This window comes from Christensenella intestinihominis (genome assembly GCF_001678845.1).
Taxonomy (GTDB): Bacteria; Bacillota; Clostridia; order Christensenellales; family Christensenellaceae; genus Christensenella; species Christensenella intestinihominis.
The window spans coordinates 4,925-19,829 of record NZ_MAIQ01000005.1; the positions used below are offsets into that span (position 1 = coordinate 4,925).

Genomic DNA, 14,905 nt, shown 5'->3' on the forward strand with positions numbered 1-14,905 from the left:
ATTCGAACTCCTGACCCCCACAATGCCATTGTGGTGCGCTACCAGCTGCGCTAATGCCCCATATGCGGATTATTATACCATACAAATTTTTCCTTGTAAATCTGTTTTTAGGAAGGAAAATGTATTGGAATGCGTTCCTTCAGGGTGAAACCGGGTATATTATTGAAAACAGAAATTTATGTGCAATCCATTCACAAGGATTCACTGCGGGAAGATTGTGATATAATAAAGGTAGCGAAAAAGTGCAGGCGGTGAAAGCAATGGGAAGCTTTGTTACAGTGAAGGACGTATATAAAAGATACCGGATGGGCGAGGTGACGATTACCGCCTCGGACGGGGTTTCCTTCGAGATCGAAAAAGGGGAATTTGCCGTCATTGTCGGGTCATCGGGGGCCGGAAAAACGACGGTCCTCAACATTCTCGGCGGTATGGACCAGTGCGACGAAGGGACTATCCTCGTGGACGGCTGCGAGGTCAGCCGGTATTCGCCAAAGGAATTGACGGAATACCGGCGGTTTGATATTGGTTTTGTATTCCAGTTCTATAATCTGGTGCAGAACCTGACGGCCAAGGAAAATGTGGAGTTGGCAACGCAAATCTGCCGTGAACCGAAGGACGCGGAAACCGCCCTCGCGGAAGTCGGGCTTGCGGAGCGCATGGATAATTTCCCGGCGCAGCTTTCGGGCGGCGAGCAGCAGCGCGTCTCAATTGCGCGCGCCCTTGCGAAAAATCCCAAGCTGCTTTTATGCGACGAACCGACGGGCGCGCTCGATTCCGATACGGGAAAAACGATATTAAAGCTTTTGCAGGATACGTGCAGGCGGGATCATATGACGGTCGTAGTCATTACGCATAACCACGCGATTACGCCTATGGCGGACCGTGTTATAACACTCAAGAACAGCAAGGTTGTGGATGTGAAACTGAACGACCGTCCGGTTCCGGTGGAAGAAATAGAGTGGTAGGCGTATGAAGTCAAAATTGGTTCAGGAAACGCTGCGTGAAATATGGCGAAGCCGCAACCGTTTCTTTTCCATCCTGGGCATCGTAGCGCTCGGCGTCGGTTTTTTTGCCGGGGTCAAGGCGAGCTGCCCGGATATGAAGCTTACAATGGAGCAATATTACGAGGATACCGCTCTCAGCGACGTGCATCTCGTTTCGACTTACGGTTTTAATGACAATGACCTTGCCGCCATCCGGCAGGACCGGGATATCCGTGCGATGACGCCCGGCTATTCCGTTGATGCGTTTGTAGACGTGGGAGACAGGGCGGACACGATCGTAAAGGTGCTCTCCCTCGACGCACAAACCCTTAACAGCGCGGATGCGCTCAATAAGCCGGTTTTGCAGGAGGGCCGCCTGCCGGAAAAAGCGGGGGAGTGCGTGGTGGAAAAAAATATCCATTCCCCTGAAGAATTCCAAATCGGAAACACCGTTAAACTTATCGCCGGAAAAGAAGACGAGGATATCAAGGACACGCTGTCGCAGGACACGTTTACCATTGTGGGGATTGTGGAATCGCCGCAGTATATTTCCTTTGACCGCGGCAAAACACAGATCGGCGACGGGGAGATCGATACGTTCATGATGGTTCCGGCGGAGGATTTCAAGCTGGATGTCTATACGGACGTATATCTGACCCTTCATTCAACGCAGGGGCTTTCGCCGTTTGAGCAGCCGTATAAGGACGAAGTAGGACTGGCGGTTAAGCGTTTTGAACAGATTGCGGACACCCGGGAAGAGGAGCGCTATGACGAGGTCGTGGCCGAAGCGCGGGAAAATCTGGACGACGCAAAACAGGAGCTTGCGGACGGCGAACAGCAGCAAAGTACGGAGCTCGCGGATGCGCAAAAGAAAATTGACGACGCGCAGGCAGAGCTTTCAAACGGACGCGCGGAGCTGGAAAAAAGCAGGAATGAATATAATTCGCAGATTGCCGAAGCGCAAAAGGAGCTCGACGATGCGCAGCAAGCGCTTGCAGACGGCCAGGCGAAATATGAAGCGGGCCTTGCGGAATATGAAGCCGGGCTGCGGCAGTACGGCGACGGCATGGAGGAGTACCGCAAGGGTGCCGCGGATTTCGAGGCGCAGGAACCGGCGGCGCTTGAAAAACTGCATGGCCTTGAGCAGCAGCGCGACGCCCTGGAAAAGCAGGTGGAGGACGGGCAGGCGCAGGTCAGCGCAGGGCGAAAGCTTGTCGCCGGTGTGAACGGAGTTGTAGACGGCTTTGCAAACCAGTTCGTCCCCGCCCTTTCCTACCTGCCGCCGGATGTAAAAAATGTAATCGACGCATCGGCCGCTCTGGATGCGCTGGCGCCCGCGGGTACGCCAAGCATCAAAGCATTGCTGCAAAGCTATGTGACGACAGACCCTGCAGCCGACCCGGGCGGAAAGGCGGCGCAAAAGGGGCAGCTTGCGGCGGTGCTGTCCGGCGTTTCTTCCGCGATCGATGCGCAGGAAGAGCAGCTTGCAACCGCAAAAGAAGGGCTTGCCCAGCTTAAACAGGGCATTGCGGACGGCTATGCGCAGTTGGACGCGGCGCAGCAGAAATTGGATGAATCCAAGCGAACGCTTGACGATACGAAGGCCCGGCTCGACGCCGCAAAGCAGGCGCTTGACGGCACAAAGGAGCAGCTCGACGGCGCAGCGGCGGAGATTGATTCCGGCCGGGCAGAGTTCGCGGCACAGAAAAAGACGGGCGGAAAGGCGCTTGCCGCCGCGGAGGATCGGCTTGCGGACGGGCAGGAAGCGCTGGACCAGGCGCGTGCGGATTATGACGCGGGCAAGCGCGAATCGGACCAAAAGCTGGAGGATGCGCGCAAGGAAATCGCCGACGGGGAAGCAAAGCTTGCGGATGTGCAAAAGCCGGTGTGGTATGTATGGGACCGGGACGATAACCCCGGCTATTCCAGCTACCAGGACGATGCGGAAAAGGTCGACGCGGTGGCGCAGGTGTTTCCGGTATTCTTTATCCTTGTGGCGGCCCTCGTGTGCCTGACGACAATGACGCGTATGGTGGAGGAACAGCGCACGCAGATCGGCACCCTCAAGGCGCTTGGCTATTCAAGCCATACGATCATGGGGAAATATTTGTGGTACGCGATCGCGGCGAGCCTCATTGGCAGCATCGTGGGCCTGCTCGTCGGTTTTACATTGTTCCCGACAACGATTATCCATGCCTACCAGATACGCTATTTTATGCCGGAGCCAATCACGCCCTTCCGCTGGGATTATGCCGTGTGGTGCACGGTGGTCGCGATTTTGGTGACCGGGCTCTCGGCGTGGGCGGCGGGCTATGCGGAATTGAAGGAGCAGCCCGCACAGCTGATGCGCCCTAAGTCGCCCCCGTCGGGAAAACGGGTGCTGCTGGAGAAATGGACGTGGCTGTGGAGCAAGCTGAATTTTACGCAGAAGGTAACGGTTCGCAACCTGTTCCGGTATAAAAAGCGCGTGCTGATGACAATCGTGGGGATTGCGGGCTGTACGGCGCTGATGCTGACGGGCTTTGGCCTCCAATATTCCGTGGGAGCCATTGTTCCAAAGCAGTTCGGGGAAATTTTTATCTATGACGCGATGGGCGCGATGAGCACCGACATTACGCCGGAGGAAACGGAAACGGTCCGGCAGCAGATTTCGGGTACGCCGGGCGTCGCGAACGATATGATGATCCTTTACCAGGGAATGGACGCCGCGGCCGGGAAAAATAAGGCGAGCGTAACCGCGTTTGTGCCCGAAGACCCGGACGGGCTCGGGGATTATGTAACGCTGCGCACCAGGGAAGAGCATACGCCCCTTTCGCTTGGCGGCGACGGCGCGGTGGTAAATGAGAAACTCGCCAAGCTTCTGGGCCTTAAAACGGGCAGCGTTTTTACGCTTGAAGATGCGGACGGAAAACAGGCGCAGGTGCGCGTTTCCGGCATTACGGAAAATTACGCGATGAACTATGTCTATATGTCCCCCGCGTACTATGAGCAGGTTTTCGGCGCGGCGCCCGTGGTAAACACTTTTATGTTCAATACGGAGGACGGCGCGGACCTGAGCCGGCTTTCCGAAACGATACTCAGGTATGACAACATACAGGGAATCTCTTATGCCGAAAGCTCGGTGACCCAGTTCTCGGATATCGCCGACAGCCTCGGGAGCATTGTGCTCGTGCTGATTATGTCGGCGGGCCTGCTTGCGTTTATTGTGATGTACAACCTTGTGAATATTAATGTAACGGAGCGTATCCGCGAGCTTGCGACCATCAAGGTGCTGGGCTTTTACGACAAGGAGGTATCGGCGTATATTTACCGGGAGAACAATATTTCCGCTGTGATCGGAATGCTCGCCGGACTTGTGGGGGGCGTGTTCCTCGAAAAATTTGTTATCCAGACGGCGGAGGTGGATATCGTGATGTTTGCGCCGGAAATTCCGTGGACGGCATTTTTATATGCGGGCGCGCTTACCATGGCGTTCACCTGTATTGTGAATTTTGTATTGCACTTCAAGCTGAAAAAAATCGACATGGTGGAATCCATGAAGTCGATCGAGTAAAACAAAACGGGCGGTATAAAGCGGCGGATACTGTATCTGCCGCTTTTTATGACAGGCATGGCTGCGGTCTTGACAAAACAGGCCGGCAGGGGTAGCATTATTCCTGTTACCAAAAGTAGTTGCGCCCGCAACTACTTTTGACGTGGAGAAACGGGAAGGAGGCAAGGGCGCATGGGCGTGGATAAAAAATATATGCCGACGATCATCATTATTTTAGTGGGAACGTTCGTGGGGTCGCTTACGCAGACGCTCCTTACGTCCGCGCTGCCAAAAATTGTCGCCGACCTCGGGGTGTCGGTGGGGCTTGGGCAGTGGCTGACGACTATTTACCTGCTGGTGATCGGGATTATGGTGCCGACCACTTCCTTTTTGATCGGGAAGTTTTCCACGCGCAAGCTGTTCTACACCTGTATGTCGCTCTTTTTTGCGGGCTCCCTGCTTGCGCTTTTTTCCGGGAACTTTGCGACGCTGCTTGCGGGACGGATTTTGCAGGCGGCCGGTACGGGAATATTGTTTCCGCTTTTAAATGTAATTGTCCTCGAGCTGGCCCCCTTAAGCCGCCGCGGTTTTGCGATGGGGATTGTGGGGCTTGCGGTAAGCTTTGCCCCCGCGGTTGCGCCGACGCTTTCGGGCTGGCTGAACGATACCTATGGCTGGCAGAGTATTTTCCTGCTGCTTTCCATTCTTTCCGGGGCAATTTTGCTGGGTGCCGTTTTCCTGCTGAAAAATGTAAAGCGGGAGGAGATTTCGGGCGCGCTCGATAAAATTTCAATCTTGCTTTCGTCGTGCGGCTTCGGCGGGCTGCTGCTTGCGTTTACCAGCCTTTCGGATTACGGCTTTGTCCATCCGCTTGTGATTGTGCCGCTTGCGGCGGGCCTCCTGTCGCTGGCCTTGTTTACGCGCCGACAGCTTCGGATTGAAAATCCCCTACTGGATGTGCGCATTTTCAAAAACCGGGACTTCGCGGTGGGAACCGCGCTCATATCCCTTTACTACTTTGCGTTCCTCGGAATGGGAATCGTGCTGCCCATCTATATCCAGAGCTATTTGGGGCAGACGGCGCTTGTTTCCGGGCTGACGCTGCTGCCCGGCGCATTCCTGATGGCGGCGACCAGCCCCCTTTCCGGGTGGATGCTTGACCGCCTGGGGGCGCGAGCCACGCTTATTATTGGTTCGGCCTTCCTTACGGGCGGCACGCTGCTGCTGGTGATGACCGACGCAAACACGCCGATGGGCGTTTTGGTGGCGGACTACTGTGTGCGCTGTATTGGCCTTGGGTTCCTGATTATGCCGACGACCACATGGAGCGTGGATTCGCTGGATTTGAAAAAAATGCCGGACGGCGTGGCGATCAACAACACCATGCGGCAGGTGATGGGGGCGATTGGTTCGGCCCTGATGGTGACGGTAATGTCTGTGTCAATGAATACGTCCGGCCTTGCCTCCCCTGTTCGCGCGGGCGTTTACGGGGTGCATATGTCTTTCCTGTTTTCCGCGGTGTTGTGCATCGCGGCGACGGTGCTGGCGGTGATCTTCGTGCACGGGACTAAAAAAGAAGCGTTCAAAAAAGAACGGCGGCGGACCTAGGGTGAAACCCGCCGCGGGGCTTGCCGCAGCATGGGCGCACGGGTGTGCGCTTTTTTTGTGTCCGCCATTCGGAATGTGTTTATGGAAATGCGGATAAATTAATCATTTTCCTGCCGAAATGTGGTATAATATAAGTTACTCATTTTTTGAAAAATGGAGGCATTATGGAGAGATTTGAACTGCATTCCCGGTATGCCCCGGCGGGCGACCAGCCCCAGGCAATCGACGAGCTGGTGCGCGGGGTGGAGGAGAATAAGAGGGCGCAGGTACTCCTTGGGGTTACGGGCAGCGGAAAAACATTTACCATGGCAAATGTGATTGCGCGCACGCAGCGCCCGGCGCTGATCCTTGCGCATAATAAGACCCTTGCGGCGCAGCTGTGCAGTGAATTCAAGGAGTTTTTCCCGAATAACGCGGTGGAATTCTTTGTTTCCTATTATGATTATTACCAGCCGGAAGCATACATCCCGGGCCGTGATCTTTATATTGAAAAGGACGCGAGCATCAACGACGAGATCGACAAAATGCGCCACTCGGCAACATCTTCGCTTTTGGAGCGCCGAGATGTGATCGTGGTGGCAAGCGTGTCGTGCATCTATTCGATCGGCGCGCCGGAGGATTACGGCAGCCTTGCCGTTTCCCTGCGCGAGGGCATGGAATATTCACGCGAGGCGCTCCTCGAAAAGCTTGTTTCCATCAATTATACGCGGAACGACACGGATATGACGCGCGGCACCTTCCGCGTACGCGGGGAGATCGTGGAGATTTTCCCGGCCGGACAGAGCGAAAAAGCGATTCGGGTGGAATATTTCGGCGACGAAATCGAACAGCTTTCGGAGATCGACGCGCTGACGGGCAAGAAGCTGAGCATCCTCAAATATATCATTATTTTCCCGGCTTCGCATTATGCAATGGATCATGAAAAGGTCCTGGCGCACCTGCCGGACATCAAGCGGGACCTTTTGAAACAGGTGGAAATGTTTAAGGAGCAGGGCAAGCTGCTCGAGGCGGAACGTATCCAGCAGCGCACAATGTATGATATCGAGATGCTTAAAGAGCTGGGGTATTGCTCGGGTATCGAGAATTACTCGCGGTATTTTGACGGACGGCTGCCCGGCCAGCCGCCGTATACGCTGATGGATTATTTCCCGGACGATTATTTGCTGTTTGTGGACGAATCGCACGTAACGCTCCCGCAGGTGCGGGCAATGTACAACGGCGACCGGGCGCGCAAACAGATGCTGGTGGATTACGGCTTCCGCCTGCCGTCCGCGTTCGACAACCGGCCGCTTCAATTCGGCGAGTTTAACGAGCGGGTGCGCCAGGCGGTATATGTTTCCGCGACGCCCGCGGAATACGAACGCGACCTCGCGGGAGGCGACGTGGTGGAACAGATCGTCCGCCCGACGGGCCTCCTTGACCCGGCGATCGAGATACGCAAGACGGAAGGACAGCTTGACGATTTGCTTGGGGAAATCGGCGATATTGCGGCGCGCGGAAGGCGCGTGCTGGTGACTACGCTTACCAAACGGCTTGCCGAGCGGCTTACCGAATATTATACGGAAATGGGTATCCGCGTAAAATATATGCATTCGGATATCGATACGCTGGAGCGCATTGAGATCGTGCGCGGCCTGCGGCTGGGGGAATTCGACGTACTGGTAGGCATTAACCTGCTGCGCGAGGGCCTCGATATCCCGGAGGTGGAGCTTGTGGCCATCCTCGACGCGGATAAGGAAGGGTTCCTGCGGAACGAGACGTCCCTCATACAGACCATCGGCCGCGCCGCTCGTAACGCGGAGGGCCGCGTGATCCTGTACGCGGATGTGATGACGCGTTCCATCAAGGCGGCCGTGAGGGAGACGGAACGCCGCCGCGCGCTGCAAAGGAAATACAACGAGGATCACGGTATTACGCCGACGACGATATCAAAGGATGTGAGCGAGGCGCTTGCCATCTCGCAGAAGGCGGAGGACGAGGACCTCACAAAGCTGCCGCGGGGCGAGCGCAACATGCGCATCGACCTGCTGACCCAGCAAATGAAGCAGGCCGCCGCCGAGCTGGAGTTCGAGGTTGCGGCAAAGCTGCGCGATATGATCGAGGAATTGAAAAAGTAACGCGCCCGGGGAGGTTTGGGAATCAAAAAACGGGCCGCAAAGCTGCGGCCCGTCCGGCGGCAAGGCGCCGTTATACGTCCGAAGGATAGCGAACGCCCCATTCCTTCCGCAGGCTGTCCGTCAGCCGGACGGATTTGAGGCTTTCCTCCAGCGGATAGAGGCTGCTCTCTTTCCTGCCGTGCAGGATGCATTCCATCACGTGGGCGATTTCATATTGAAAGCCATGCGAGGGATAAGCGTCTTCAAAGGTTTCCGTAAGCGTCGTCGCGAGGATATCTTCGCTGTCGTAGGCATAGAGCTCCGCGCGGTTCGGGCACCAGAATTTATCGCCGAGGATGATAAGGCCGTCGTCCCCGTAAAAGATTGCGCGGGGATCGGTAATAATCTCAAACGACCCCGTCAGGAACGCGGCCCGGCCCCCGCTGTAGCGCAGCATCAGCTCGGAGTGCGAATCCGCCCCGTTTTTCAGGGTATAGACCGAAGCGACGGATTCCGGCATTTCGCGGAAGCCGAGGAACGCCATGGCGAGGGAATATACGCCCACATCGCGCAGGGCGCCTGCGGACGAAGCGGCGCTGGCCTTCCACATCTGCCAATCCGGCGCGGATTTGAGACCAAAGGCCGCCCGCACCGAACGCACCCGTCCGATGGCCCCGGCGTCTATCCAGTCGCAGGCCTTTTGGACTGCGGGAAAGAAACGCGTCCACATGCCTTCCATCAGGAAGACCTCCTGTGCCCGCGCTTTGGCGATCATCTGTTCCAGTTGGGCGGTATTATCCGCGATTGGTTTTTCGCACAGCACGCCCACCCCGGCCTCGAGCGCCGCCATCACAAACCTGAAATGGAGATGGTTTGGAACGGCAATGTAAACGACGTCCGGCCGCGCCGTTTCGAGCATTTCCCCGAAATCGGAGAAGCCCGCTTCAAACCCGTGTTTATCCGCAAAGCCCCGGGCCTTTTCGATGCTTGTGCCCGTGACTGCGGTTTTCTGTGCGCCGGGCACATAATTCATGCATTCGGCGAAATTGCCCGCGATGTAGCCCGTTCCTACAACGCCCCATTTTATCGTTTCCATAGCGATTGCCTCCTGGTGGTTTGGTATGGTTCCGCGGTGGCGTTCACCCCGGGGTCTCGGAAGGCGCAGAGGGCCGCATCCCGATACCTTATCTTAGCACAGGAGGGAGCGCGCCTGCAATCGGTGCGTCCGGATTCGTTGGAATTTGCGTTACGGGGTTGGAAAAGCATGCGTACCGCTCGCGTGGATTTATTTCGTCGGCGGAAGGGAACGGCGCGCGGCCCCATGAAAAGGTCGCGCGGCGACGGATTTTTTGGTAAAATGAAATGTGGAAAAAAGCTGCCCGGCACCGATGGGCAAGGCTGTTCCCGATAGGGGGGAGGCAGCCGTCGTTATGAATAAAAGTAATTGATTTTGACAGATAAACGGAGGAAAAATGGACTATTTACACATCAAGGGGGCGCGGGAACACAACCTGAAAAATATCGATATCTCGCTCCCGCGCGACAAATTTATTGTGATTACCGGGCTTTCGGGCAGCGGAAAATCGTCGCTGGCGTTTGATACGATCTATGCCGAAGGCCAGCGGCGGTATGTGGAATCCCTCTCTTCCTACGCGCGCCAGTTTCTGGGGCAGATGGAAAAGCCGGATGTGGACCTCATAGAAGGGCTTTCCCCTGCAATCTCCATCGACCAGAAGACAACCGCCAGGAACCCGCGCTCCACGGTGGGCACGGTGACGGAGATACACGACTATTTAAGGCTTCTTTACGCACGTGCGGGCGAGGTGTATTGCACAAAATGCGGCAAAAAGATCACCCGCCAGACCGTCGACCAGATGGTCGACCGGGTGATGAAGAACCCGGAGGGTACGAAGCTGATGATCCTCGCGCCCGTGATCCGCGCGAAAAAGGGCGAGCATAAGAAGGTTCTGGAAGGCCTTGCCAAGGAAGGCTACGTGCGCGCGGTGGTGGACGGCGAGACGATTGGGCTTGACGAGGAAATCAAGCTTGAAAAGCAGAAGAAGCATTCGATATCCGCGGTGGTGGACCGCATTATTGTAAAGCCGGAAAGCGCGAAGCGCGCGGCGGATTCCATCGAAACGGCGCTGCGGATGGCGGACGGCCTTGTGGTGATCCGCAACATGGATACGGGCGAGGAAACGCTGATGAACGAAAACTTTGCCTGCGCGGACTGCGGCGTGAGCATCGAGGAGCTTTCCCCGCGGATGTTCTCCTTCAACAGCCCGTTCGGCGCCTGCCCCGAATGTACGGGCCTCGGAATGCTTTTAAAGATCGACCCGGACCTCATCGTGCCGGACAAGACGAAAACCCTGCGGGAGGGGGCGGTGAAGGCATCGGGCTGGAATTTCGGCGCGGTGGGCACGATCGCCAAAAATTACCTCGACGCGATGATGAAGCGGTATCATTTCGATATGGATACGCCCTATGAGGACCTGCCCGAAGAGGTGAAGCACGCGCTTTTGTATGGCACAAACGGTGAAAAGCTGCGTGTGGAATACGATGGCATGGGCGGCGCGGGCTATTACAACGCGGCTTTCGAGGGGATCATCCCCAACCTCGAGCGGCGGTATGCGGAGACGAGCTCCGAATACATGAAGGGCGAGATCGAAAGCTATATGGTGGAAACGCCGTGCCCGGTATGCCACGGGCAGCGTTATAAGCCGGAAACGCTTGCCGTAAGGATCGGCGATAAAAATATCGCGGAGCTTTCGGATATGTCAATCCGCGCGGCGCGCGAATACGTGAACACCGTGAAGCTCGACAGCAAGCAGAAGATGATCGCGGAGCGCGTTTTAAAGGAACTGAACGCGCGCTTTGACTTCCTGATTAACGTAGGGCTCGATTACCTTACGCTTTCCCGGGCGGCGGGCACGCTTTCGGGCGGTGAAGCGCAGCGTATCCGGCTGGCGACGCAAATCGGCAGCGGGCTGATGGGCGTGCTGTATATCCTCGACGAGCCGAGCATCGGCCTGCACCAGAAGGACAACGACAAGCTGCTCAAAACCTTAAAGGGCCTCCGCGACCTTGGAAACACGCTGATCGTGGTGGAGCACGATGAGGAAACAATGCTCAGCGCCGACCATATCGTGGATATCGGGCCGGGCGCGGGCGCGCACGGCGGCAAGGTGGTCGCGGAAGGCACGCCGAAGCAGATTATGGCGAACAAAAAAAGCATCACCGGGCAATACCTGTCGGGGAAAAAGCTGATTCGGATTCCCGCGAAGCTGAGGAAGCCGAAGCAATGGATCACTGTGCGCGGCGCAAAGGAAAACAACCTCAAGGATATCGACGTAGCTTTTCCCACGGGCGTGATTACGGCGGTGACGGGCGTTTCGGGCAGCGGGAAATCGTCGCTTGTGAACCATATCCTGAAAAAGGCGGCAATGCAGAAATTTTACCATTCCAAGGACCGGCCGGGCAGGCACGACCGCATCGACGGACTGGAATATGTGGATAAGATCGTGGACATCGACCAGTCGCCCATCGGCAGGACGCCGCGTTCCAACCCCGCGACGTATACCGGGCTGTTCGACATGATCCGCGATATCTTTGCCATGACGCAGGACGCGAAGGCGCGCGGCTACCAGAAAGGACGATTCTCCTTCAACGTGAAGGGCGGGCGCTGCGAGGCATGCCACGGAGACGGTATTATCAAAATCGAAATGCATTTCCTGCCGGACGTTTACGTGCCGTGCGAGGTGTGCAAGGGCCAGCGCTACAACCGCGAGACGCTCGAGGTGCGCTATAAGGGCAAGAATATCTTTGAAGTGCTGGATATGACGGTGGAGGAAGCCTATAAGTTTTTTGAGAATATCCCGCGCATCGAGAGCAAGCTCAAGGTGCTGATGGACGTGGGGCTTTCGTATGTGAAGCTCGGGCAGCCGTCCACGACCCTTTCGGGCGGCGAAGCGCAGCGCGTGAAGCTGGCGACGCATCTTGCGAAAAAGCAGACGGGCAATACGCTCTTTATCCTTGACGAACCCACGACAGGCCTGCACATGGACGATGTGAAGAAGCTTGTGAAGGTATTAAACCGCCTTGCGGACAAGGGGAATACGGTGGTGGTGATCGAGCATAACCTCGACGTAATCAAGAGCGCGGACTACATCATCGATATGGGACCGGACGGCGGCGACAAGGGCGGCATGGTGATCGCCAAGGGAACGCCGAAGGAAGTGGCGGAAACGCCGGGAAGCTATACGGGCGAGTATTTAAAGCGCATCTTTGACAACGCGACCCCGGAGCATTATTTGCAGCCGAAAAAGAAATAAATCCCCGGCCGCCGGAAGGCGGACAGGGAACGCAGGAAAAGAGCTCCGGATGCGGGGCTCTTTTTTGGATTTACTTTGCGGGGCGGCTGGTGGTATAATCAAGGAGCCATAGACAGGAGGGAAGGTCCGCATTTTATTGCACAGGTAATTGCTATTGTTCTCCGAAGCCGGGAAACCGGCATTTTTGAATGAAACGGAGGATAATATAATGAGGTTTCTGGTAGACCCGCACACCCATACCATTTCAAGCGGGCACGCACGTTCCACGGTCAGGGAGAATGCGCTTGCGGCAAAGCAGGCGGGAATGGAAGCAATTTGTTGTACGGATCACGGCCCCGCGATGGAAGGAGCGGCAGCCGGGTTTATTGTGACGGTGCTTTCCCACGGTCCCGAATATATCGAAGGGGTGCGTGTCGTGAACGGAACGGAGGCAAACATCCTGGATTATGCGGGAAAGCTCGACATTTCAGACCGCTATCTTGGGCATACCGATTTTGCGATTGCTTCGATGCACGACGGCATCGTTGTGCCGGGGAGCAAGGCGGAGCATACGGAAGCGGTGCTTGGCGCGCTCGGCAACCCGTATATCGACGTAATCGGGCATCCGGGGAATCCGCATTTCGAGCTTGACATAGAAGCTGTAGTTGGAGAGGCAAAGCGCCGGGACAAGCTGATTGAAATCAATAACAATTCATTTATATACCGAAAGGGGTCGCAGCCGAATTGCCTGGAATTTCTGCGGCTGTGCAGGCAAAAGGACGTGCGCGTAACGGTTTCATCCGACGCGCATATTTGCTATAAAATCGGGCGTTTTGAGCATGCCGTCCGCATATTGGAGGAATCCGGATTCCCGGAGGAACTGGTCGTCAGCCGCAGCCTCGAGGTGTTCGACGGGTATTTGCGCGAACGAAAAACGCGGATTCATGGCCTTTGCAAACGAGGGCAGGCGGGAGAGGACGGGAAATGATGGACATTGGGACGGCAAAAACAATTGCGCCGGGGGTCGATATGCCGACGTTGGGCCTTGGGGTTTATAAGGTCGAAAACGGGCAGGAAGCCTATCGGGCGGTACGCTTTGCGCTTGACGCGGGCTATCGGCTGATCGACACGGCGTCCTTTTATTTCAACGAGGAAAGCGTAGGGGAAGCGATACGGGACAGCCTTATCCCGCGGGAAAAGCTTTTTATTACCACCAAACTGTGGCCGCTTGAATTCGGCGATGTGCAGAAAGCGGCGGCGGGCAGCCTGAAGCGGCTTGGCTGCGGATATATCGACCTCTACCTGCTTCACTGGCCGGGGCTTGATACAAAGCTGCGGCTTCGGGCATGGGAAGAAGTGCAGGAGCTGAAGGATAAAGGAAAAATCCGCGCTTGCGGGGTATCCAATTTTTTCATCCGGCACTTGGAAGAACTGAAGGAGCATGGCGGCGCGGTACCGGCGAACGACCAGGTTGAGCTGCACCCGTGGTTGCAGCAGCGCGGCCTGAGGGATTATTGCGCGAAAAACGGTATTTCCGTTACGGCCTGGGGCCCTATTTTCCACGGGCATCTGGCAGAAGAGCCGCTGGTAGGGGAAATCGGTGGAAAATATGGGAAGACGCCGGCACAGGCAACACTGCGCTGGCATCTGCAAAAGGGCATTAACGTGATTCCAAAATCCGTCCACAAAAGCCGTATCGAAGAAAATGCGGATTTGTTTGATTTCAGTCTTTCGGAGGAAGATATGAAAAGGATCGACGGCCTTGACAAGGGAATGTCATTCGGACGCGATCCTGATGTGTTTGACGGTCATATCGATTAGAAGCGTATCTTCATCAGCCGGCATAATGAACCTTGCGCGGATCAAAGAAATCGCGGGGTTCCTTGTGCTCGGCAGGATAGCCGAGGGAGACGACGGCAAAGGGAACGAGCGCTTCCGCGAGGCCGAAATGGTCGCGAAGCGCCTGCGCGCGTCCGAGGTTTGGCCAAACGCCCAGCCAGACGCTTCCAAGGCCAAGGGCGGTCGCGGCAATGAGGATATTCTGCGTTGCCGCGGAGCAGTCCTGTATCCAATAATCGGGATTACCGGAGTAGGCGAGGTTCATATCGCCGCATACCATAATGGCGGCGGAAGCCTCGCGAAGCATGTCGGCATTGCCCGGCTTAAGTTCCATAATTTTTTCCATATGCTCCCTGCCGCGGATAACGACAAACTGCCAGTCGAGGTTGTTGACACAGGTAGGCGCGGCCATTCCCGCTTTCAGCAGCAGGCTGACGGTATCGTCTTCCACCTGCCGCGGAGTGTATTTACGGATACTCCGCCTCGTAAAAATTGCTTCCAATGCATCCATAACGATGTTTCTCCTGTTTTTCAGCG

The 14,905-nt window shown here is 56.2% G+C and carries 9 protein-coding genes and 1 tRNA gene (1 of these 10 only partly in view); 7 read left to right on the forward strand and 3 right to left on the reverse strand.

What is annotated here, in order from left to right:
- Positions 1 to 60, reverse strand: a tRNA-Ala gene (locus BBD38_RS07920); it reaches 40 nt to the left of the window's first position.
- A 200-nt stretch (positions 61 to 260) separates the two neighbouring features.
- On the opposite strand from BBD38_RS07920, the gene BBD38_RS07925 reads away from it, so the two are divergent.
- From BBD38_RS07925 to uvrB, 4 genes are all read left to right on the forward strand, one after another.
- Positions 261 to 965, forward strand: coding sequence for an ABC transporter ATP-binding protein (locus BBD38_RS07925; protein WP_066686525.1), 705 nt, complete (start codon positions 261 to 263; stop codon positions 963 to 965).
- A 4-nt stretch (positions 966 to 969) separates the two neighbouring features.
- Complete coding sequence (locus BBD38_RS07930) at positions 970 to 4,536, forward strand: FtsX-like permease family protein (RefSeq protein WP_066686526.1); 3,567 nt, start codon at positions 970 to 972, stop codon at positions 4,534 to 4,536.
- 171 nt (positions 4,537 to 4,707) lie between these two features.
- Positions 4,708 to 6,123: an MDR family MFS transporter gene (locus tag BBD38_RS07935; protein WP_066686528.1), complete on the forward strand. Its 1,416-nt coding sequence runs from the start codon at positions 4,708 to 4,710 to the stop codon at positions 6,121 to 6,123.
- A gap of 164 nt (positions 6,124 to 6,287) precedes the next feature.
- Positions 6,288 to 8,240, forward strand: a complete 1,953-nt coding sequence (gene uvrB / locus BBD38_RS07940) for an excinuclease ABC subunit UvrB (RefSeq protein WP_066686530.1) — start codon at positions 6,288 to 6,290, stop codon at positions 8,238 to 8,240.
- A gap of 70 nt (positions 8,241 to 8,310) precedes the next feature.
- Here the strand turns inward: uvrB and BBD38_RS07945 are convergent, their stop codons facing one another.
- On the reverse strand, positions 8,311 to 9,315 hold the full coding sequence (locus BBD38_RS07945; protein WP_066686532.1) for a Gfo/Idh/MocA family protein: 1,005 nt from the start codon (positions 9,313 to 9,315) through the stop codon (positions 8,311 to 8,313).
- A gap of 376 nt (positions 9,316 to 9,691) precedes the next feature.
- Here BBD38_RS07945 and uvrA point away from each other — a divergent pair, with 376 nt between their 5' ends.
- The 3 genes from uvrA to BBD38_RS07960 all read left to right on the forward strand — a co-directional run bounded on the left by uvrA (position 9,692) and on the right by BBD38_RS07960 (position 14,350).
- Positions 9,692 to 12,550 (forward strand): excinuclease ABC subunit UvrA, encoded by a 2,859-nt coding sequence (gene uvrA / locus BBD38_RS07950; protein WP_066686534.1) that lies wholly within the window; start codon positions 9,692 to 9,694, stop codon positions 12,548 to 12,550.
- A gap of 208 nt (positions 12,551 to 12,758) precedes the next feature.
- Positions 12,759 to 13,517 carry a phosphatase gene (locus tag BBD38_RS07955; RefSeq protein WP_066686998.1) on the forward strand — a complete coding sequence of 253 codons (759 nt, stop codon included), beginning with the start codon at positions 12,759 to 12,761 and terminating at the stop codon, positions 13,515 to 13,517.
- Entirely contained in the window at positions 13,514 to 14,350 is an 837-nt protein-coding gene (locus BBD38_RS07960; protein WP_082989560.1) for an aldo/keto reductase, read from the forward strand. Before BBD38_RS07955 ends, BBD38_RS07960 begins: the two co-directional genes overlap by 4 nt.
- A gap of 13 nt (positions 14,351 to 14,363) precedes the next feature.
- On the opposite strand, the gene BBD38_RS07965 is transcribed toward BBD38_RS07960, so the two are convergent.
- On the reverse strand, positions 14,364 to 14,870 hold the full coding sequence (locus BBD38_RS07965) for a nitroreductase family protein (RefSeq protein ID WP_066687002.1): 507 nt from the start codon (positions 14,868 to 14,870) through the stop codon (positions 14,364 to 14,366).
- Positions 14,871 to 14,905 lie beyond the last annotated feature (35 nt).